The sequence below is a fragment of the Nonomuraea sp. NPDC050478 genome (assembly GCF_044458265.1).
Lineage (GTDB): Bacteria > Actinomycetota > Actinomycetes > Streptosporangiales > Streptosporangiaceae > Nonomuraea > Nonomuraea ferruginea.
In genome coordinates this window covers 842,658-862,637 of the sequence record NZ_JBITHT010000004.1, presented here as the reverse complement: position 1 = coordinate 862,637, position 19,980 = coordinate 842,658, and the positions used below count along the sequence as shown (strand labels likewise).

The following is a 19,980-nucleotide window of genomic DNA, read 5'->3' as shown; positions in this document are numbered from 1 at the left end:
GGTGCTTTCTCGGGGGTATCCGACGTACCTTTGGCAACATGGCCACCCGTACGCCGAAAAGCGCATCGAAGGGTCCGGCGAAGCGGTCGCCCTCGTCTCGTTCGACCCCCGCGAAACGGGGCGCCGCGTCCACGGGGCGGCCCAGGGCGAAGGGGGCGGGGCCGGCCCGTAAACCCCCGATGACCCATCAGGACCCGATCAGCTGGGTCTTCACCATGATCGGCAAGCTGGTCGTCGGCCTGTGGATGCTGCTCGCCAACGGCATCGGCAGCACCGCCCGCGCCCTGGGCAAGAACGCCAGGGAGCTCGACCCGGTCCACCGCCGCGACGGCGTGGGGCTGGCGGTCCTCGCCGGCGCCATCGTGCTGGCGGCGATGACCTGGCGCGACACCAGGAGCGGCGTCTCCGAGGTCGTCCACACCGTCGTGCACGCCGTGTTCGGCTCGCTGGCGTGGGCGCTGCCGCTGCTGTTCGGCCTGCTGGCCTGGCGTTACCTGCGCCACCCCGACCAGAACGCCGACACCGGCCGGATGGTGATCGGGTGGAGCGCGCTGCTCGTCGGCGTCCTCGGGGTGATCCACGTCGCCAACGGCACCCCTTATCCCGCGGGCGACGCGAACAACACGATGGAGAAGGTGTCGCAGGCGGGCGGCATGATCGGGTTCATCGTGTCGGCGCCGCCGATGAGCATCCTGCCGCCGTGGATCACGATCCCGCTGCTGCTGATCCTGTCGGGGTTCGGCGTGCTGGTGATCACGGCCACGCCCGTCCACCGCATCCCGGAGCGGCTGGCCGAGCTGCGCCACATGCTCTTCGAGCGCCAGACGCCGGAGGGCAGGCCCGCGCCGCAGCCGAAGAAGCGCGGGCGGCCGAAGAAGCCCGCCGCCGAGGGAGAGGAGTCGGTCAAACCGTACGACACGCCCGTCCTGTCGGAGAAGGAGAAGCGCGAGGACCACTCGCCGGAGATCGTCCCGGGGCTCATGGACGAGGAGGAGCCGCCGCCGGCGCCGGTCAAGCAGCCGGAGCCGCCGCAGCCCACCCCGGCGCCGCGCAAGGTCGAGCAGCTCGTGCTCTCTCCGCAGGCGGGCCCGTACCAACTGCCTGACCTGCAGCATCTCAAGCAGGGCACCGCGCCCAAGCCGCAGACCAAGGCCAACACGGTCGTGGTGAACGCGCTGACCAGCGTGCTGGAGCAGTTCACCATCGACGCCCAGGTGATCGGGTTCACCCGAGGGCCGACCGTGACCCGCTACGAGATCGAGCTGGGGCCCGCGGTGAAGGTGGAGAAGGTCACCGCGCTGACCAAGAACATCGCCTATGCCGTTAAGTCGGCCGATGTTCGGATCCTGTCCCCGATCCCCGGCAAGTCGGCGATCGGGGTGGAGATCCCGAACGCCGACAAGGACCTGGTCGCGCTCGGCGACGTACTCCGCGCCCAGGTGGCGCAGGCCGACCACCACCCGATGATCGTCGGGCTGGGCAAGGACGTCGAGGGCCGCACGATCGTGGCCAACCTGGCCAAGATGCCCCACCTGCTCATCGCCGGCGCCACCGGCGCGGGCAAGTCCGTCTGCGTCAACGGTCTGATCACCTCGATCCTCATGCGCGCCACCCCCGACGAGGTGCGCATGGTGCTCGTCGACCCCAAGCGGGTCGAGCTGAGCGTGTACGAGGGCATCCCCCACCTGATCACCCCGATCATCACCAACCCGAAGAAGGCCGCCGAGGCCCTCGAATGGGTGGTGGGCGAGATGGACCGCCGCTACGACGACCTGGCCGCCAGCGGGTTCCGCCACATCGACGAGTTCAACAAGGCGGTGCGGGCCGGCAAGCTCGTCCCGCAGCCCGGCAGCGAACGCGTCTACCAGCCCTATCCGTACCTGCTGGTGATCGTGGACGAGCTGGCCGACCTGATGATGGTGGCGCCGCGCGACGTGGAGGACTCCATCGTCCGCATCACCCAGCTCGCCCGGGCGGCGGGCATCCACCTGGTCATCGCCACCCAGCGGCCGAGCGTGGACGTCGTCACCGGCCTGATCAAGGCCAACGTGCCGTCCCGGCTGGCGTTCGCGGTGTCCTCGCTGACCGACTCGCGGGTCATCCTCGACCAGCCGGGCGCCGACAAGCTGGTCGGCCAGGGTGACGCGTTGTTCCTGCCGATGGGGGCCAGCAAGCCGATCCGGATCCAGAACGCGTTCGTCTCCGAGAAGGAGATCGCCGAGATCGTCAACCACTGCAAGCAGCAGATGCAGGTGGAGTACCGCAATGACGTGACCGTCGCGGCCGGCGCCAAGAAGGAGATCGACGAGGACATCGGCGACGACCTCGACCTGCTCATCCAGGCCGCCGAGCTGATCGTCACCACCCAGTTCGGCTCGACCTCGATGCTGCAGCGCAAGCTGCGCGTCGGCTTCGCCAAGGCCGGACGGCTGATGGACCTGCTGGAGAGCCGCGAAGTGGTCGGTCCCAGCGAGGGTTCCAAGGCTCGCGAGGTGCTGGTGAAACCAGATGATCTGCCCGGATTGCTAGCCGACCTGCGTGGCGAATGACCCCAATGGCCACTTCCCTGCCGCTTACTGCTTGAATAGGAGCAACTACGCTCCGTCGTGGGGAGGCGGTTGTCGTGCAGGAGCAGAGCATCGGAGCCATATTGGCGGCGGCTCGGCAGTCTTCGGGGTTGACTGTCGAGCAGCTGAGCAAGATCACGCGTATCCGAGAGGCGATCATCAACGCGCTCGAGCGTGACGAGTTCGCCGAGTCCGGAAGCGATTTCTACATCAGGGGGCACGTCAAGACCATCGCGGCTGCCGTGGGGCTCGATCCCGAGGCCGTGGTGCACCACTACGACCAGCTGAACGGCGGTGCGCCGCAGCCGGTGCGGGCGGCGGCGGTGTTCCAGGCCGACCGCATCATCAAGATGTCCGAGCGGCGGGGGCCGGGCTGGGCCCCGGCGCTGGCGGTCGCGCTGTCCGTGGTGGTCGTGTTCGGCGTGGTCAAGGTCCTGGGCGGCGCGTCCGACCAGGTCCGCACCGCCCGCGGGGAGCGGCCGGCGGCCACCGTGCCGCCGAACTCGCCGTTCACCGAGGGGCCGTCCGCCGTGGCCATGGCGGGCAAGAACACGGTCGAGGTCACAGTCGAGGCGAAGCGGCGGGCCCGCATGACGGTGCGCGACGCCAAGGGACGCCGGCTGTTCGACGGCAGCCTCAAGGCGGGCAGCAGCGCCACCTGGCGGGCGCAGAGCCGGATCGACTTCGAGGTGGGTGACGCCGGAGCCGTGTCGGTGCAGGTCAACGGCAAGAACCTGGGCGCTGTGGGGGAGCGGGGGGAGAAGGTGCGCCGGTCGTTCGGCCCGGGGAAACCACCAGCTCGGTAACCCCTGCATCGTGTGGTGGCCAACTGCCGATACCGTAGTGTCACCATGTCATCCCGCCGAACCGCATCGCTGATCACGCTGGGCTGCGCCCGCAACGAGGTCGACTCCGAGGAGCTGGCCGCGCGACTCGAGGCTGCCGGTTGGCAGCTCGACGACGACGACCCGGATGTCGTCGTGGTCAACACGTGCGGCTTCATCGAGTCGGCGAAGAAGGACTCGATCGACACCCTGCTGGCCGCCGCCGACTCGGGGGCCAAGGTGGTCGCCGCGGGCTGCATGGCCGAGCGCTACGGCAACGAGCTCGCCGACGCGCTGCCCGAGGCCAGCGCGGTCATCTCCTTCGACGACTACACCGACATCGGCGGGCGTCTCGACGACGTGCTCGCCGGGCGCGCGCTCACGCCGCACACGCCGCGTGACCGCCGCCTCCTGCTGCCCATCACGCCGGTCGACCGGGCCGCCGCCCCCCGCGGCCACATCCCCGGCCACGGCGACCTGCCCGACGGGCTGGCGCCCGCGAGCGGCCCGCGGGTGCTGCGCAAGCGGCTCGACGAGAGCCCGGTGGCCTCGCTCAAGCTCGCCTCGGGCTGCGACCGGCGCTGCACGTTCTGCGCCATCCCGGCCTTCCGCGGCGCCTATGTGTCCCGCCACCCCGACGAGCTGGTGGCCGAGGCCGACTGGCTGTCCCACCGCGGCGTGCGCGAGCTCGTGCTGGTGAGCGAGAACTCCACGTCCTACGGCAAGGATCTGGGCGACCTGCGGGCGCTGGAGAAGCTGCTGCCGAGGCTGGCGGCCGTCGAGGGCGTCTCCCGGGTGCGGGCGAGCTACCTCCAGCCGGCCGAGCTGCGGCCGGGGCTGATCGACGTGATCGCCGGCACCGACGGCGTGGCCGCCTACTTCGACCTGTCCTTCCAGCACGCCAGCGGCGGGGTGCTGCGGCGGATGCGCCGCTTCGGCGATCCCGAGCGCTTCCTCGGCCTGCTGGAGAGCATCCGCGAGCGGGCGCCGGAGGCGGGAGTGCGCTCCAACTTCATCGTCGGCTTCCCCGGCGAGACCGAGGAGGAGTTCGGCGAGCTCGTCTCCTTCCTGGAGGCGGCCAGGCTCGACGTCATCGGCGTGTTCGGCTATTCCGACGAAGACGGCACCGAAGCCGCGGGCTTCGACGGCAAGCTGGCCCAGGAGGTCGTCGACGAGCGCGTGCGGGTGCTCACCGAGCTGGCCGAGGAGCTGACGGCGCAGCGCGCCGAAGACCGGATCGGCACCGAGGTCGACGTGCTCATCGACGAGGACCTCGGCGACGGCGGCTACGAGGGCCGGGCCGCACACCAGGGTCCCGAGGTCGACGGATCGGTCACCGTCCAGGGCATCGGCCTGGTGCCGGGCGAGCTCGTCCGCGCCATGGTCGTCGACGCCGAGGGCGTCGACCTCATCGCTCGGATCAAGGCCGCCGGTCCATGACCAGAGACGAGCGCCGCGCGGTGAGTCCGTGGAACATCGCCAACGTCCTCACGGTCCTGCGGCTGGCGCTCGTCCCGTTCTTCGTCGTCTGCCTGTTCCTGCCGGGCATGGGCTGGCGGCTGGCCGCGCTGGCGGTCTTCGCGGTGGCGTCGTTCACCGATCATCTCGACGGTGAGCTGGCCAGGCGCTACGGCCTCATCACCGACTTCGGCAAGATCGCCGACCCGATCGCCGACAAGGCGCTGACCGGGGCCGCGCTGGTGTGCCTGTCGCTGCTGGGCGAGCTGCCGTGGTGGGTCACGATCGTGATCCTCGGCCGCGAGCTGGGCATCACGCTGCTCCGGCTGGTGCTGATCAGGCTGGCGGTCATCCCGGCGAGTTACGGCGGGAAGGTCAAGACCGTCCTGCAGATCGCCGCCATCGCGCTCTACCTGGTGCCGTGGGTGCCGGAGGCGCTGCGGGAGACGGTGATGGGGGCGGCGCTCGTGGTCACGGTGGCGACGGGGATCGATTACGTCATCCGCGCGATCAGGCTGCGCGGGATGGCGAGGCGTGCGCGCGGGGAGTGAGGATCATGGCCGAGGTCACGCAGGTGCTGGAGTCGCTGGCGAGCCAGGAGGCCACTGTCGCCGTGGCCGAGTCGCTCACCGGCGGGCTCATCGGGGCGACGTTCACGCTGGTGCCGGGGTCGTCCCGGGTCTTCAAGGGCGGGGTGATCTCCTATGCCACCGACCTGAAGCAACGGCTGCTGGGCGTGCCGGGGGATCTGCTGCGCCGCGAGGGGGCGGTGCATCCGGAGGTCGCCGCGGCGATGGCGGCCGGGGTGGCGCGCTTGTGCGAGGCCACGTACGGGGTGGCGGTCACGGGAGTGGCCGGGCCGGAGCCGCAGGACGGCCAGCCGGTCGGCACGGTCTTCGCGGCGGTGAGCGGACCGGGCGGACAGGTGTGGGGCCGACGGTTGAGCCTTAAGGGGTCGCGTGAACGTATCAGGGTAGAGACGATGGACGAGGCTATTGATCTACTAGCAAGTGTGCTTAAGGACAACAAAGGGGAACATTCCGGATGATTACCGTGTTACGTCCCCAGCGAACATGCGAAGCACGGTCTGACGCGGTGTCGGTCGATGCGGGTACGGTGGAGCTGTGAGTGAGGTCCGTGAGCCAACTGCAAGCAGCGAGCGCCCGGCAGGCGGGCCTGATGAGTCACGAGCGGCGGGCCAGGGGCGGAGACGCCCGGCAATGACGGCGAGGAGTATGTACGAAGCGAAGAAGAAAGACGGGCGGCACGACTCGATCGCGCGGAGCGTGGTGAAGCCATCCACTCCGGGGAGGGAGCGACAGATGATTTTGCTGCGTCAGCTGCTCGGAGACGTGCTGAGGCGGTTGCGCGTGCGGCAGGGACGCACACTCCGAGAGGTGTCCACGCTGGCGCGCGTCTCACTCGGCTACCTGTCCGAGGTGGAGCGGGGCCAGAAAGAGGCGTCCTCCGAGCTGCTCGCGTCGATCTGCGGCGCGCTCGGGGTTCCGCTCTCGCAGGTCCTGCGTGAGGTCTCCGATCAGTTCGCGCTGGCGGAGCTTCAGGCCGCTCCCGTGCTGGCCGACGCGCCCGAGCACGAGCGCATCGCGGTTCCCGACTCGGTCCCAGGATCGATTTCCGACACCGTCTTCCCCGAAGTCAAGGACATGGTGGCTGCCTAGCCCGGCTGACAGCCGCCGCACCACATGATGAGCCGCTCCTGCGGTCCTGTTCCCATCTCGCCACGGCTGATGCGGGTCCCGCAGCGGCGACAGGGTCTTCCCGCCCTGCCGTAGACCCAGGTCTGATGCGCCGGGCGGCGGTCTCCCGTGGTCACCGTGCCCGCGTGATGCCTGTTGGCCGCCAGCAGCCTCTGAGCCAGCGTGACGAGCTCTTCCAGGTCCCCGACGTCCCCGACCCTCCGCCACGGCCATACGCCGCGCAGGAAAAGCGTCTCCGCGCGGTAGATCGTGCCGATCCCGGCCAGGTTGCGCTGGTCGAGCAGCGCCTCGCCGATGGTCGTGTCCGGGTCCCGGCTCAGCCGCCGCACGGCCTCGGCCGGATCCCAGTCGTCGCCCAGCAGGTCGGGGCCCAGATGCCCGACGACCTTGCCCTCGTCGGCCGTCCTCAGCAGGTCCACCATCCCCAGCCGTACGCCGACCGCCTGCCACTGCCGGTTGGCCAGGATCAGCCGCACCCGGTCGCCCCCCGGGACGCTCCGGCCGGCCGGGGCGACCTGCCAGCTGCCGTCCATCCGCAGGTGGGTGTGCACGGTGAGCCCGCCCTCGACCCGGGTGAGCAGGTGCTTGCCCCGTGACACGGTCTCCAGCACGGTCCGGCCGGTGAGGTCGGCGGTGGCGTGGCGCGGCACCCGGAACTCCGACCGGGTCAGCACCTGACCGTCGAGCGCCCCCCGCAGCCGCGCGGCGGTGCGGTAGACGGCATCACCTTCGGGCATGCGTCCCAGTCTAGGAAGCCGGGAGCGGAGGCCGTCGGCGTGACCGAAGGGGACTTCGCGACCACCCGCGCGGACGGCCCCGTCAACCTCGTGTACCTGCTGCGCAACACGATCACGAACCTGACCACGCAGGACGAGCAGGTCGCGTGCTTCCGCGATGCGGCCGCCCACCTCGAACCCGGCGGCCGCTTCGTCGTCGAGGTCTACGTCCCCGAGTTGCGACGGCTCCCGCCCGGCCAGACCGTGCACCCGTTCACCGTGACCCCGGAGCACCTGGGTTTCGAGGAGTACGACCTCGCGTCCCGGATCGCGGTCTCCCACCACTACTGGGTGGTGGACGGGCGGCTCGAGACCTACTCCTCGCGCCATCGCCACGTCTGGCCGGGCGCGGCGTGACGGCCGCTCAGCGGGCGGCGGCCTCGACCCACTCGTCGACCAGGTCGGCGAGCTGGTGCAGGGCTTCGTCGACGCGCTCGCGTTCGCCGGTGGTGAGGACGTCGAGCTGCAGGCCCGTGTAGGCGGAGTTGACCAGGGTTGAGATGCGCAGCGCGTCGCGTTCGGGGACGCCGCGATCGCGGAGCAGCGACGCCACGAACGCTGACCGGTCCGCCAGCAGTTCCGGCACCAGACCCGTGAGCCGGCCGCCCGCCGCCAGCCCTTCGATCTCGTGGATCAGCCGGGCGATCGGCAGGTTGTCCTCCCTCAGCTGGAACTCCCAGGTGCGGCGGACGATCGTGCCGACGCTGTCGGAGCCGTCCCAGCCGGGCAGCGAGCGCAGCCAGGCCCGGTGGCGCTCGTCCAGGCGTCGCATGGTGGCCGACAGCAGCTCTTCCTTGTCCTCGAAGTGGTGGGTCAGCACGCGGGTGGACTTGCCCAGGTGCTCGGCCAGCGGCCGCATGGACAGCGTCGAGAGGCCGCGCTCCGCCAGGTAGTCGACGATGCGGTCGAGGAGTTCATCCCGGCGGGCGGGATCGGCGGTCCTGGCCATCGGATAATCCCTTTGACGTCATTGAGGTGACGACTGTTACCTTACCTCGGTAACAACTGTTGCCTTAATTTTGGGGTTCCCATGTCCAAACGAGTGCCCGCCTGGCTGGCGGCACTGACATTCACCATGTTCACCTTCGCCACCGACGACTACGTGATCGCCGGGGTGCTGCCCGCGCTCTCCCGCGACCTCGGGGTCAGCGAGGCGGTGGGCGGGCAACTGGTGACCGGCTTCTCGCTGGCGTTCGCGCTGACCGCGCCGGTGGCGTCCGTGGTGACCGCCTCATGGCCGCGGCGCGGGCTGATGACCGGGGCGCTGCTGCTGTTCGTGGTCGCCAACGGGGCGGCGGCGCTGGTCACGTCCTACCCGGTGCTGATGGGGCTGCGGGTGCTGGCGGCGGTGGCCGCGGCGGCCGTCGTGCCCGCCGCGTACGCCATCACCGCCTCCCAGGCCCCGGCCGGGAGGCAGGGGCGCTACCTGGCGCTGGCCATGGGCGGGCTGACCGGGTCGCTGATGCTGGGCGTGCCCATCGGCACCTGGGTGGGCGGCGCGTTCGGCTGGCGGGCCACGTTCGTGCTCGCCGCGCTGCTCGGCCTGGTGTCGCTCGTGGCCGTGCGCCGGACGCTGCCGAACGTGGCGCCGGAACCGGCCGAGGGCTCGCTGCGGGATCGGCTGGCGCCGCTGGCCCGGCCCCAGGTGGTCGCCGGACTGCTGGGGATCGTGGCGATCGTGCTCGGCAGCATGATGGTGATGACGTACCTGGCCCCGTTCCTGCGGGAGCTGGCGGGGGCCGGGCCCGTCGAGGTCGGCTGGGTGTTCGTGCTGGCGGGGGCGGCCGGGTTCGCGGGCGGGCAGCTCGGCGGGCGCGCCGGCGACCGGTGGGGGGCCGACCGGGCGCTCATCGCGGGGATCTGCGGGTTCGGCGCCGTCATGGCCGCGTTCACGGTCGTGTGGGGGCTGCGGCCGCTCGCCCTGCTCGCCCTCCTGCCGCTGCTCGTGCTCTGGGCGGGGGTGTCGTGGTGGATCCCGCCGCCCGCCCAGGTCCGCCTGCTGGCCCTGGCCGGTCCCGCCGGGCCGCAGGCGCTGGCGCTCAACAGCAGCGCGGTGTACGTGGGCGTGTCCGGCGGGGGCGCGCTGGGCGGTGTCGTGCTGGAGTGGCACGGGCCGGGCCTGCTCCCGGCGGCCGCGGCCGTGGTGGAGGTGGTCGCCCTGGTGCTCTTCTGGCAGGCGTCCCGGCTGGGCCGACCGGCGGTCACCAGCACGGTCAGCCGCACGGGGACCTGAGCGGGGTTTCCGTACGGGGGCCTCCGACGGCGGCGCCGCGGGCCGGTCAGTCCCAGGCGGCGGGGTCGGCGGCGAGCTGGCTGACGCGGTCGGGCAGGCGGCCGGAGGCGACGTGCTCCAGCGTGACCTCTTCGAGGATGCCGCGCTCGGTCGCCCGCAGCGCGATCCACACCTGCTGCAGCGACTCGGCCGGGCCCCGGTAGCCGACGTGTTCGGGCCGCTCGCCCCGCACGTTGGCCAGCGGGCCGTCGACGGCCCTGATGACGTCGGCGAGCGAGATGTCGGCCGGCGGGCGGGCCAGCACATAGCCGCCCTCGGGCCCGCGCTGGCCGCGGACCAGCCCGGCGCGGCGCATCTGCAGGAGGATGTTCTCCAAGTACTTGGGCGGCATGTCCTGCTCCTTGGCGAGCTCGCCCACGGTGGTGGGGCCGGCACCGGCCGCGGCGAGTTCGGCGGCGGCGCGGAGGGCGTAGTCGACGCGAGCAGAAAGGCGCATGTTATCGATTATCCCTGTTGGTCAACACTGGTTAGACGCAAGGTGGCCACCACGGGCAGATGATCAGAGAACGGCACCCGCGGCGCCTCGGCGGATACGGCGGTCAGCCCGTCGCTGATCAGCACGTGGTCGATCCGCTCCGTGGGGGCGTCGGCGGGCGAGGTGGGCGGGTCGCCGAGCGCGAGCAGCGGGTCCGACAGCCCGGCCCCCTCCAGCACCCGCATCTCCGGGTCACCGGGCCGGATGTTCAGGTCCCCGGCCAGGATCACCGGCCTCATCGGGCTGTTGCCCACCCGCGAGCGCGGGCCCGCCTCGGCGGCGTCCCTCCCGGCGGCCAGGGCCCTGACCATGGCGGCGACCTCGGGCGCCTGCCCGGCCGGGGCCTGCAGGTGGGTGTTCACGATGCCGAGCTCGTCGGGCCCGACGCCCAGCACGATGGCCTGGGCCTGGGCGCCGGTCGGGTAGTCGTGCCCGCCCAGCCGATGGGAGTGGATGCCGCGTACGACCAGGTTGGTGAGCAGGGCGTCGCCCCACACGTTGTCGGCGGCCGGGGCGAAGTAGTAGCGCATGCCCAGGCCGCGGGCGATCCTCGCCAGGTCGTCGTGGCCGCCGTTGAGCAGCCAGCCCCGGTCCACCTCGCTGAGCAGCACCACGTCCGGCTTCTGGGCGGCGGTCCAGGCGGCGATGTCGTCCAGAGACAGCCGTCCGTCCAGGCCGAACCCCATCCGGATGTTGTAGGCGACCAGCTTGATCGTGTCTCCGCCCAGGGGACGGTTCGCGGGCGGCGGCCGCCAGCTGGTGGCCGCCACGAGCACCATGAGCGCCGCCGCCACCGCCACGGCCGGCCACACCCGCCGCCGCACCCGCGGACCCAGCGGCCGGGGCCGCCCCGGCCGCACGGCCACGACCGCCGCCACCACCGCGACCGTGACCGGCCAGACCTGGTTGGGTATGCCCAGGTCCAGGTCGTACGAGGCGTAGTAGCCGAAGGTCGCCACCAGGAACACCAGCCCGCCGCCGAGCACCGCGACCCCCTGCCGCCCGCCCGCCGGCCGTTGCGCCGAGGCGGCGAGCACCGGGCCCGTCCACAGCAGCACCATGGCGCCGCTCAGCCCCAGCCCCGTGGACCCGGACGACGGGAGCAGCAGCAACACCGTGAAGCACACCAGCAGCACGGCCGCGGCGGCGTCGAAGGCGGGGGAGTGCGACACCCGCGACGCCAGCACCGTCGCCGCCACCAGCGCCGCCACCTGAAGGAGCGCGTCCCAGCCGATCACGCTCGGCCCGACGGCCGCCTTCGCGTAGCCGGTGGCCGCCATCCCGGCGAGCAGCAGCACCGGCCCGACCAGGAACCAGGTCCCGGCAGGCGCGAGCCCGCCGTCGCCACCCGCCCGGGCTGAGGCGTCACCAGCCGGGTCGGCGCCTCCCGCGCGGGCTGGGGTGTCAGCATCCGTGCGGGCCGGGTCGGCGCCCGCTGTACGGGTCAGCACCAGGAACGCGGCGCACAGCCCCAGCACCGCCGCCCACGCCAGGAGCCCGGGTCGCCACACCAGGTCCACCCCGTCGAGCAGCAGGTGGCCGAGCACCGAGCAGGCCACTCCGCCGATGATCCCCACGGGCGCCGCCGCCCGGGTCGTCGTCCGCGCGCATCCGTACAGGAAGACCAGGCCGGCGCTCACCCCGGCCGAGGCCACGTACAGCTGCGAGGCGCCGGCCTGCAGGAGCACGCGGGCCAGCACCAGCGCGACCGCTCCGCCCAGCACGGCCCAGCGCGGCTTCAGCCGCAGCGCCAGGAACGGGAGCACGAACCAGGCGGCCGCGTAGAGGCCCATCAGCTCCGGAGCCGTCGACCCGGCCCGCCCGAACAGCGTGATCAACGACGGGAGGAACACCCGCAGCACGTCGAGGAAGAGGACGACGCCGATCGCCAGGAGAGCGACCTGGTGGCGGAGGGAGAGCATGAGCAATCCTCGCGTTCACCTGCATCGATAAGCAAGGGTGGGAGCGCTAAACTTGCAACAACCTTTTCGATTGTGACGGTGGGATTCAGCGTGGAGCGACGGCCTGGTGTGCCCAGACTGCTCAGGGAGATCAACGACCGGGCCGCTCTGGAGCTGCTGCTGGCCTCCGGGCCGATGACCCGCGGCCAGATCGGCGAGCTGACCGGCCTGTCCAAGGTGACCGCCTCCCAGACGCTGGCCCGGCTGGAGGAGCGCGGGCTGGTCGAGGTGGTCGGCGCGCAGGCCGGGGGGCGCGGCCCCAACGCGGCGCTCTACTCCGTCATCCCCTCCAGCGCCTACGTGGCCGGGCTGGAGGTCGGTCCCGGGCTGATCTCCACGGCGGTCGCCGACATCCACGGCCGCACGATCTCCCAGGTCACCGTCGACCCCGACAGTCACCCCGACCCGGTCGCCGCCGTGCACGACGCGATCACCAAGGCCTGCCGGAGCGCCAAGGTCGGCCTGGGCAGGCTGCGCGGCGTCGTCATCGGCACTCCCGGCGTGGTCGACCCGCGCAGCGGCGACGTGCGCTTCTCCTTCGACCTGCCGGGCTGGCACGAAGGCATCCACGAGGCCCTGGCGGGCGACCTCAAGCGCGAGGTGACGATCGAGAACGACGTCAACCTCGCCGCCATCGCCGAGCGGGCCGACGGCGCCGCGCGGGGCATCGACGACTTCGTGCTGCTGTGGTCCAGCCGCGGCCTGGGCATGGCGGTGATGCTCGGCGGCCGGCTCCACCGCGGCCGCTCGGGCAGCGCGGGCGAGATCGGCTACCTGCCCGTGCCGGGCGTGCCACTGCCGGAGGACATCCGCACCGCGCCGGGACGGCTGCCGTCGCTGGCGGGCGGCCTGCAGTCGCTGGTCAGCGCGGAGGCGGTGGCGGAGCTGGCGCAGGGGTACGGGTTCGCGGCCGACAGCGCCGGCCAGTGCGTCCAGGTGGCGGTGGCGGCCGGGGCCGAGGGCGAGCCGCTGCTCGACGAGATAGCCCGCAGGCTCGCCCTGGGCGTGGCGGCCGTCTGCGTGATCCTCGATCCCGGCCTGGTGGTGCTGGCGGGGGAGGTCGGTCACGCCGGGGGAGAGGCGCTCACCTCGCGGGTGGAGGAGGCGGTGGCCCGCGTCTGCCCGGTCCGCCCGCAGGTGGTCACCACCGCCGTCACCGACCCGAACCCGGTGCTGCGCGGCGCCGTGCTCGCCGCGCTCGACCAGGCCCGCCAGGAGCTCCTCACGTCCTGACCGGCGGCCGGTGGCTCAGGTCCCGGCGAGCAGTTCCGCCGCGGCCTGCGCGTTCGCCCTGGCCGCACCGTACGTGGCGAGGTAGGCGGCCGTGTCCGGGCGCCAGACCGGCAGCCCCATCTCGACCACCGTCGCGTCCGGCCGGGCGGCCACCAGCGCGGAGACCAGCGCACGGCTGTCCGGGTGGCGGTGCGCGTCCCTGACCACCACGACCAGCGACCGGTCCGCGGCCTTGGCCAGCAGCGCAGTCACGTCGGCCGAGCCGGGGGCGAGCCGCAGGACCTCCGCCTCCGGCAGCCAGCGCCCGAGCCCCCACGGCACGTCGCCCACGGCGATGGTCGGCGGCGTGTCCACCTCCACCACCAGCGGCTGCGACAGCGGCGCCGGCTCGCCGGCCAGCCGCACGGCGCGGCGGGCGGCGCGCAGCCCGACCCCGTTCCGCTCGGGCAGGGTGCGCCCCGGCGCGCCGAACCAGGCACGCAGCGCCTCCACCCGGGCCGCCGCCTCCTCCAGCCTGGCCGGCGGCAGCGTTCCCTCGTCCACGGCGGCCACGATCGCGTCGATCACCTCGCGCACCTCGTCGTGGCCGGGTATCGGCCCGAGGCAGAGCAGGTCGGCGCCGGCGGCCAGCGAACGCACCGCGCCGCCTGCCAGTCCGACGCTCTTGGTGATCGCGTGCATGTCGAGCGCGTCGGAGATCACCACGCCGTCGTAGCCGAGCTCGCCCCGCAGCAGGCCGGTGAGCGCGGCGGGTGACAGCGTCGCGGGCGTGCCGCCGGTCAGCGCGGGCACGGCCACGTGCGCCGTCATGATCGACTTGGTGCCCGCTTCGATGGCCGCGCGGAACGGCGCCAGCTCCCGCTCGCGCAGCACCTCCGGGGTGACGTCCACGACCGGGATGGCCAGGTGCGAGTCGACGCGGGTGGCGCCGTGGCCGGGGAAGTGCTTGACGCAGGCCGCGACCCCCGCCTCCTGCAGGCCCTCGACGGCGGCCACCGTGTGCCGGGCGACCAGTCCGGGCTCGTCGCCGAACGCCCGGGTGCCGATGACCGGGTTGTCCGCCTCGGAGTTCACGTCGGCGTCCGGCGCCATGTCCAGGTTGATCCCGCAGGCGGCCAGTTCCGCGCCGATCGCCCGGTAGACCTGCCGGGTCAGCTCGGCGTCGTCCACCGCGCCGAGCGCCGCGTTCCCCGGGTACGGGCTGCCCTCGTGGTAGGCCAGCCTGGTGACGTCGCCGCCCTCCTCGTCCAGGGAGACGACCGGCTCGCCGCCCGCTTCCCGCAGCGCCGCGGTGAGCGCGGCGGGCGGCTCGTGGCCGTCGACGTTGAAGCCGAAGAGCGTGACGCCGCCCAGCCCTCGCTCCAGCTCGCGCAGCACCCAGCCCGGCGGCGTGGTGCCCTGGAAGGCGACGAGCAACGTACCGGCCGCGAGGCGGCGCAGCCCCCGATCACTACGACTCATGGCTCCTCATCAGATGGAAAACGGGCAGCCTCGGATACGGGGAGGCGCCCGTGGTGTCGATCAGCCCTTGACGGCGCCGGCCATGAGGCCGGTCACCATGCGGCGCTGCACGATCATGAAGAAGATGACGACCGGGATGGTCATCATCGTGGAGCTGGCCATGATGGCGCCCCAGTCCGTGCCCTTGTGGCCGAAGAAGTACTGCAGGGCCACGGGCATGGTGTAGCCGGTGGACTCGCTCATCAGCACCAGCGCGAAGATGAGCTCGTTCCACGCGGTGATGAAGGAGAAGATGCTGGTCGCCACCAGGCCCGGCGCGACCAGCGGGAAGAGCACCCGCCAGAACGTGACGAACCTGGACGCCCCGTCGATCCAGGCCGCCTCCTCCAGCGACTTCGGCACCGCGGCCACGAACGTGCGCAGCATCCAGATGCCGAAGGGCAGGGTCAGCCCCACGTTGACCAGGATCAGACCGGCGAGGTGGTCGTACAGGCCGAGGGTCTTGACCTGCAGGAACAGCGGGATGAGCAGCGCCTCGGCCGGGATCATCTGCGCGATCAGCAGCAGGAACAGGAAGCCGGTGCGGCCCTTGAACCGGAACCGGGCCACCGCCGTCGCCGCCAGCAGCGAGAAGACCGCCCCGATGAGCACGGTGCCGAGCGCCACGACCGCGCTGTTGCCCATGTAGACCCAGATCGAGTTGCCCGCCACACCCTCGGTCAGCACCCGGTGCAGGTGTTCGAAGGTGAAATGGGTGGGGAACGGGATGAACTCGGTGGTGAAGATCTGGTCGTTGGCCTTGAAGGCGGTCGACACCATCCAGTAGACGGGGAAGACCGCGAACAGGAACACCAGGAGGGCCGTGGCGTTCAGTGCCACCTTGCCCAGGCGCTTCCTGGCCAGCGGGCTCATCACAACTCCTCCTGCTTGACCAGTTGCCGGATGTACACGGCGGTGACGACCAGCAGGAGGACCGTCAGCACCAGCGCGATCGCCGAGCCCGTGCCCATCTTCTGCGGCGCCTTGAACGCCTCGGTGTAGGAGTACATGGACAGGTTGAACGCCTCACGGTTCGTCGGCCCGCTCATGAGCACGTACAACTGGCTGAAGACCTTGAAGTCCCAGATGATCGACAGTACGGTCAGCACCGCGAACACCGGCTTGAGCAGCGGGAACGTGATCTGCCAGAACGTGCGCCAGCCGGTCGCCCCGTCCACCCGCGCGGCCTCGTACAGGTCGGAGGGGATGCCCTTGAGCCCGGCCAGCACCGACACCGCGATGAACGGGAAGGACGCCCACACCACCGTGATGATCAGCACCATGTAGACGGACCAGGCGTCGTTGAGCCACGGCTCGCCGGTCCAGTCGGCGCGGCCGAAGACCAGCGTGGACAGCCAGTCGGGCAGCAGGTTCAGCGCCCAGTTGATCATTCCGGCCTCGGCGTCGAACAGCCACCGCCAGATGATGCCCTGCGCCACCGGCGGCACCGCCCACGCGCACATGATGCCGATCACCAGGAACGTGGACATCTTCTTGCCGAGCTTGCTCAGCAGCACCCCCACGGCGGTGCCCAGCACCAGCGTCATGGTGACCGCGATGACCGCGAACACGACCGTGTTGCGCAGCGAGTCCCAGAAGATCTGGCTCTCGAAGATGCGGGTGAAGTTGTCGGTGCCGACCCACTCGGCCGGCCGCCGCCCGCTGATCTGCGGCAGGCCCACCTTCTGGAAGGCGATGATCGCCACCTGGACCATCGGGTAGAGCAGCAGCGCCGCGATGACCAGCAGGCCGGGGATCAGCAGGACGTACGGGATGGACCAGACGGGCAGGCCCCTGCCCCTGCCCCTGCGGGACGGGCCCCGGCCCGGGGCGGAAGCGTGCCTGCCGCCCCGGGCGAGTGTCGGCGTGTTCGTCATGGCCTGTCAGGACTGGTTGAGGATGTCTTCGAGCTCGGTGTTGGCCGCCGCCAGCGCCTCGTCGGCGGTGGCCTTGCCCTCGATCACCTGGCGCGCGGCGTTCTGCAGCACGGCCTTGGTCTCGTTGGCCTCGGTCCAGTTCGGGTCCGCGGGGAAGGCCTTGGCCTTGGCGAACGCGGCCGCGAACGGCGCCTGCGCCGGGTCCTCGGCCAGCTTGGCGAGCGCCTCCGGGTAGACCGGCAGCAGGCCGCCCTCGGTGGCGTACCGGACGCCCCAGTCCTTGTTGGTCGCCATCTTCACGAACTCCTTGGCCGCCTCGGGCTCGTTGGCGGTGCCCCACACGGCGATGTCGTTGCCGCCCAGGAATGCCTGGGCCTCACCGCCGTCCTTGCTCGGCAGGGGGAAGAACGCGAGCTTGTCGCCCTTGAGCTTGCCCTTGCTCTCCTCCTCGATCGTGGCGAGGTCCCACGACGCGGTCAGGTACATGCCGACCTTGCCGTTGGAGAAGCGGGTGCGGATGTCCGAACTGTTCTGGGTGAGCCGCGACTTGCTGGACAGGCCGTCCGTCACCAGGGACGTGTACTGCTCGAAACCGGCCTTGAAGGCGGGGTCGGTCAGCTTGCCGACCCACTTGTCGCCCTCCTTGACCGCGTACTCGCCGCCCGAGGTCCAGGCCAGCGAGCCCAGCAGGTGGTTGGCGTCGGAGCCGCCGTTGAAGGCGAAGCCGTCGACGTCCGAGCCCTTCTCCGCCTGGACCTTCTTGGCCGCGGCCACGAGTTCGTCCCAGGACTTCGGGACCTCGATCTTGAGCTCCTCGAACCAGTCCTTGCGGTAGAGCACCGCGCGGGTGCCGCCGCCCCACGGCACGGCGTACGTCTCGCCGTCGATGGTCTCCATGCCCATCAGGTTCTTCGGGATCCCGGCCTGGTCGCCGGAGCCGACGATGTCGGTGACCGGGGCGAGCGCCTCCTGGCTCACCCAGAGCGGGACCTGGTCGTTGCCGATCTCGGTGACGTCGGGGCCGGCGCCTCCGGCCGCGGCGGCGGTGAACTTGTCGTTCACCTGGGGCCACGGGATCCACTCGACCTTCACGCTGGCGCCGGTCTCCTGCTGGAAGGCGGCCACCAGCTCATCGGTGTACTTCTGCGCGTCGGGGTTGCTGTCACCGAGGCGCCAGAGCGTGAGCTCCTTGCCCGCGAACGCGGGGCCGCTAGCTTCGGCGGTGCTCGCCGCGCTGGGCTCCGCGGGCGCCTCACCGCCGCCACAGGCGGCCACGCCCAGGGCCAGGGCGGCCGTGGTGACCGTAGTGGCTGTGATCTTCGCGATCCTCACAGGGTTCTCCCTTCCCGGGTGCTGGCCTACGGTCCGCACCAGGCTGATCGTCAATGCCGAACGACAGGTGTTAAACTAACAAGAAACTTTCTTAAAAAAAACCGTCTGTTAGCCGATCGTGACGAGAGGGGCATGAAGATGAGCCGGAACCCCGGGACGCCTCGGCTGCTGCGCAGGCTGAACGACCGCTCCGCGCTCGAACTCCTCCTCGCCGAGGGCCCCCTCACCAGGGCCGAACTCGGAGAACGTACCGGATTGTCCAAGGTCACCGCAGGTCAGCTGCTCGCCAGGCTGGAAGACAGGGGCCTGGTGGAGGTGTCAGGGGAACGCGCCGGCGGCAGGGGACCCAACGCCGCACTTTACGGCGTACGACCCTCCAGCGCCTACGTCGCCGGGCTGGAGGTGCTGCCCGAGAGCGTCACCGTCGGCGTGGCCGACATCACAGGCCGGACCGTGGTCGAGGTCACGGTCAACCCCTTCGACGGCGACCCGGTCCGTACGGTCCAGGCCGCGGTCGAGCGCGCCTGCGCCGTCGCCGACGTCAGCCTGTCGCGGCTGCGCGCCTTCGTCATCGGCACCAGAGGCATGGTCGACCCGCGCACCGGCGACGTCCGCTTCTCACTCGACCTGCCCACCTGGCACGTCGGCGTGCTGGCCGGCCTGCGCCGCAACCTCGGCGCCTCCGTCACCATCGAGAACGACGTCAACCTGGTCGCCCTCGCCGAGCACCGCTACGGTGCCGCTGCCGGCGTCGACGACTTCGTGGTCATGTGGGCCGGCGTCGGCCAGGGCCTCGGCGTCATGCTCGGCGGCCGGCTGCACCGCGGCATCACCGGCGGCGCGGGCGAGATCGGCTGGCTGCCCGTGCCCGGCGAACCGCTGCCCTCCGACGTCAAGCACCCCAACTCCGGGTCCTTCCAGCGCCTCGTCGGCACCGCCGCACTCCAGAACCTGGCCGGCACGTACCAGGTGCCCGGCGCGGGCGTCCCCGACCAGGTGCGCAACGGCGGCGACGACTACCTCGACGAGCTCGCCGACCGGCTCGCCGTCGGCGCGGCCGCCGTCTCCGTCGTCCTCGACCCCGGCCTGATCGTGCTCAGCGGCGACATCGGCCGCGCGGGCGGCGCCCGGCTGGCCGCCAAGGTCCAGGACGCCGTCGCCCGCATCTGCCCCGCGCCGCCCCGCGTCGCCGCCGGCGGGGTCCCCGGCAACCCGGTGCTCCGCGGCGCCCTCGTGGCCGCTCTCGAACAGGCCCGCGAACAGGTGTTCTCCGACACCGTCTGACACGTGTGTGAGAATCACTGCACATGTGGCAGCCACCGAGTGACATCGTGCTCATCTCCGATCCCCGCGTGGCGGCGATCCCGGTGCAGGACAACGGCGAGCCCCTGGCCGACGCGCGCGACCGGCTCCGGGTCGACACCCGGCTCGCCGACGCCGCCGGCGCCTACGCCCACCTGCGGGCCGGGGTGCTGGCCAGGCTCGAACGGGCCGAGCGGCTCCTGCCCGGCGGATACCACCTGATGATCGTCGAGGGCTACCGGCCCGTCGCCACCCAGCGCCGCTACTTCGAGGAATACCGCGACGAGCTGCGCGCCGCCTTCCCCGCCATGTCCGAGCAGGAGGCGCACGTCGCCGCCAGCCGCTACGTCTCCCCGGTCGAGGTCGCCCCGCACACCGCCGGCGCCGCCGTCGACCTCACCCTCTGCGACCCCGACGGCGCCGAGTACGACATGGGCACCCAGGTCAACGACAACCCCGAGGAGAGCGACGGCGCCTGCTACACCGCCGCCCCGCACATCTCCGCCGACGCCCGCGCCCACCGCAAGCTCCTGGCCGCGGCCCTGGAGCCCGCCGGGCTGGTCAACTACCCCACCGAGTGGTGGCACTGGTCCCACGGCGACCGCTACTGGGCCCTGACCACCGGCGCCCCCGCCGCTTGCTACGGGCCAGTAAGCATGTAGCG

The 19,980-nt window shown here is 71.7% G+C and carries 19 protein-coding genes; 11 read left to right on the top strand and 8 right to left on the bottom strand.

Annotated features, from left to right (window positions below; all coding sequences use genetic code 11):
* Positions 1-38: 38 nt before the first annotated feature.
* From ACIBF7_RS23905 to ACIBF7_RS23880, 6 genes are all read left to right on the top strand, one after another.
* Positions 39-2,549, top strand: coding sequence for a DNA translocase FtsK (locus ACIBF7_RS23905; protein ID WP_219544176.1), 2,511 nt, complete (start codon positions 39-41; stop codon positions 2,547-2,549).
* Positions 2,550-2,623: 74 nt separating this feature from the next.
* Complete coding sequence (locus tag ACIBF7_RS23900) at positions 2,624-3,373, top strand: helix-turn-helix domain-containing protein (protein WP_397198186.1); 750 nt, start codon at positions 2,624-2,626, stop codon at positions 3,371-3,373.
* A gap of 45 nt (positions 3,374-3,418) precedes the next feature.
* Positions 3,419-4,831, top strand: coding sequence for a 30S ribosomal protein S12 methylthiotransferase RimO (rimO, locus tag ACIBF7_RS23895; RefSeq protein ID WP_397198185.1), 1,413 nt, complete (start codon positions 3,419-3,421; stop codon positions 4,829-4,831).
* Positions 4,828-5,400 (top strand): CDP-diacylglycerol--glycerol-3-phosphate 3-phosphatidyltransferase, encoded by a 573-nt coding sequence (gene pgsA / locus ACIBF7_RS23890; protein ID WP_397198184.1) that lies wholly within the window; start codon positions 4,828-4,830, stop codon positions 5,398-5,400. Before rimO ends, pgsA begins: the two co-directional genes overlap by 4 nt.
* Positions 5,401-5,405: 5 nt before the next feature.
* Positions 5,406-5,897 carry a CinA family protein gene (locus tag ACIBF7_RS23885; RefSeq protein WP_148033560.1) on the top strand — a complete coding sequence of 164 codons (492 nt, stop codon included), beginning with the start codon at positions 5,406-5,408 and terminating at the stop codon, positions 5,895-5,897.
* Between the two features lie 274 nt (positions 5,898-6,171).
* Entirely contained in the window at positions 6,172-6,528 is a 357-nt protein-coding gene (locus ACIBF7_RS23880; RefSeq protein WP_148034847.1) for a helix-turn-helix domain-containing protein, read from the top strand.
* Here ACIBF7_RS23880 and ACIBF7_RS23875 read toward each other — a convergent pair.
* Positions 6,525-7,304, bottom strand: coding sequence for a DNA-formamidopyrimidine glycosylase family protein (locus ACIBF7_RS23875; protein ID WP_397198183.1), 780 nt, complete (start codon positions 7,302-7,304; stop codon positions 6,525-6,527). The genes ACIBF7_RS23880 and ACIBF7_RS23875 overlap by 4 nt on opposite strands.
* Positions 7,305-7,343: 39 nt before the next feature.
* Here ACIBF7_RS23875 and ACIBF7_RS23870 point away from each other — a divergent pair, with 39 nt between their 5' ends.
* Positions 7,344-7,700 carry a hypothetical protein gene (locus ACIBF7_RS23870; RefSeq protein WP_397198182.1) on the top strand — a complete coding sequence of 119 codons (357 nt, stop codon included), beginning with the start codon at positions 7,344-7,346 and terminating at the stop codon, positions 7,698-7,700.
* Between the two features lie 7 nt (positions 7,701-7,707).
* On the opposite strand, the gene ACIBF7_RS23865 is transcribed toward ACIBF7_RS23870, so the two are convergent.
* A complete protein-coding gene (locus tag ACIBF7_RS23865) occupies positions 7,708-8,292 on the bottom strand; it encodes a TetR/AcrR family transcriptional regulator (RefSeq protein WP_364228220.1) in 585 nt (194 codons plus the stop codon).
* 81 nt (positions 8,293-8,373) lie between these two features.
* Between ACIBF7_RS23865 and ACIBF7_RS23860 the strand changes: the two genes are divergently transcribed.
* Complete coding sequence (locus ACIBF7_RS23860; protein ID WP_397198181.1) at positions 8,374-9,576, top strand: MFS transporter; 1,203 nt, start codon at positions 8,374-8,376, stop codon at positions 9,574-9,576.
* A gap of 46 nt (positions 9,577-9,622) precedes the next feature.
* Here the strand turns inward: ACIBF7_RS23860 and ACIBF7_RS23855 are convergent, their stop codons facing one another.
* On the bottom strand, positions 9,623-10,072 hold the full coding sequence (locus ACIBF7_RS23855; protein ID WP_148033555.1) for an Rrf2 family transcriptional regulator: 450 nt from the start codon (positions 10,070-10,072) through the stop codon (positions 9,623-9,625).
* An 8-nt stretch (positions 10,073-10,080) separates the two neighbouring features.
* On the bottom strand, positions 10,081-12,033 hold the full coding sequence (locus ACIBF7_RS23850) for an endonuclease/exonuclease/phosphatase family protein (RefSeq protein WP_364228224.1): 1,953 nt from the start codon (positions 12,031-12,033) through the stop codon (positions 10,081-10,083).
* Between the two features lie 90 nt (positions 12,034-12,123).
* Between ACIBF7_RS23850 and ACIBF7_RS23845 the strand changes: the two genes are divergently transcribed.
* Positions 12,124-13,305 (top strand): ROK family transcriptional regulator, encoded by a 1,182-nt coding sequence (locus ACIBF7_RS23845; protein WP_148034846.1) that lies wholly within the window; start codon positions 12,124-12,126, stop codon positions 13,303-13,305.
* Between the two features lie 15 nt (positions 13,306-13,320).
* Here ACIBF7_RS23845 and ACIBF7_RS23840 read toward each other — a convergent pair whose 3' ends face one another.
* The 4 genes from ACIBF7_RS23840 to ACIBF7_RS23825 are packed head-to-tail and all read right to left on the bottom strand — an operon-like array spanning position 13,321 to position 18,014.
* Positions 13,321-14,766, bottom strand: coding sequence for a glycoside hydrolase family 3 protein (locus tag ACIBF7_RS23840; RefSeq protein WP_364228227.1), 1,446 nt, complete (start codon positions 14,764-14,766; stop codon positions 13,321-13,323).
* Positions 14,767-14,826: 60 nt separating this feature from the next.
* Positions 14,827-15,678, bottom strand: a complete 852-nt coding sequence (locus tag ACIBF7_RS23835) for a carbohydrate ABC transporter permease (RefSeq protein WP_148033552.1) — start codon at positions 15,676-15,678, stop codon at positions 14,827-14,829.
* Positions 15,678-16,682 (bottom strand): carbohydrate ABC transporter permease, encoded by a 1,005-nt coding sequence (locus ACIBF7_RS23830; RefSeq protein WP_148033551.1) that lies wholly within the window; start codon positions 16,680-16,682, stop codon positions 15,678-15,680. The genes ACIBF7_RS23835 and ACIBF7_RS23830 overlap by 1 nt, the downstream gene beginning before the upstream one ends.
* 6 nt (positions 16,683-16,688) lie before the next feature.
* Complete coding sequence (locus ACIBF7_RS23825) at positions 16,689-18,014, bottom strand: extracellular solute-binding protein (RefSeq protein ID WP_397198180.1); 1,326 nt, start codon at positions 18,012-18,014, stop codon at positions 16,689-16,691.
* Between the two features lie 138 nt (positions 18,015-18,152).
* Between ACIBF7_RS23825 and ACIBF7_RS23820 the strand changes: the two genes are divergently transcribed.
* Both ACIBF7_RS23820 and ACIBF7_RS23815 read left to right on the top strand, forming a co-directional pair.
* Positions 18,153-19,298 (top strand): ROK family transcriptional regulator, encoded by a 1,146-nt coding sequence (locus tag ACIBF7_RS23820; protein WP_148034845.1) that lies wholly within the window; start codon positions 18,153-18,155, stop codon positions 19,296-19,298.
* 23 nt (positions 19,299-19,321) lie between these two features.
* Positions 19,322-19,978: a M15 family metallopeptidase gene (locus ACIBF7_RS23815; protein ID WP_397198179.1), complete on the top strand. Its 657-nt coding sequence runs from the start codon at positions 19,322-19,324 to the stop codon at positions 19,976-19,978.
* The last annotated feature ends 2 nt before the right edge of the window (positions 19,979-19,980 follow it).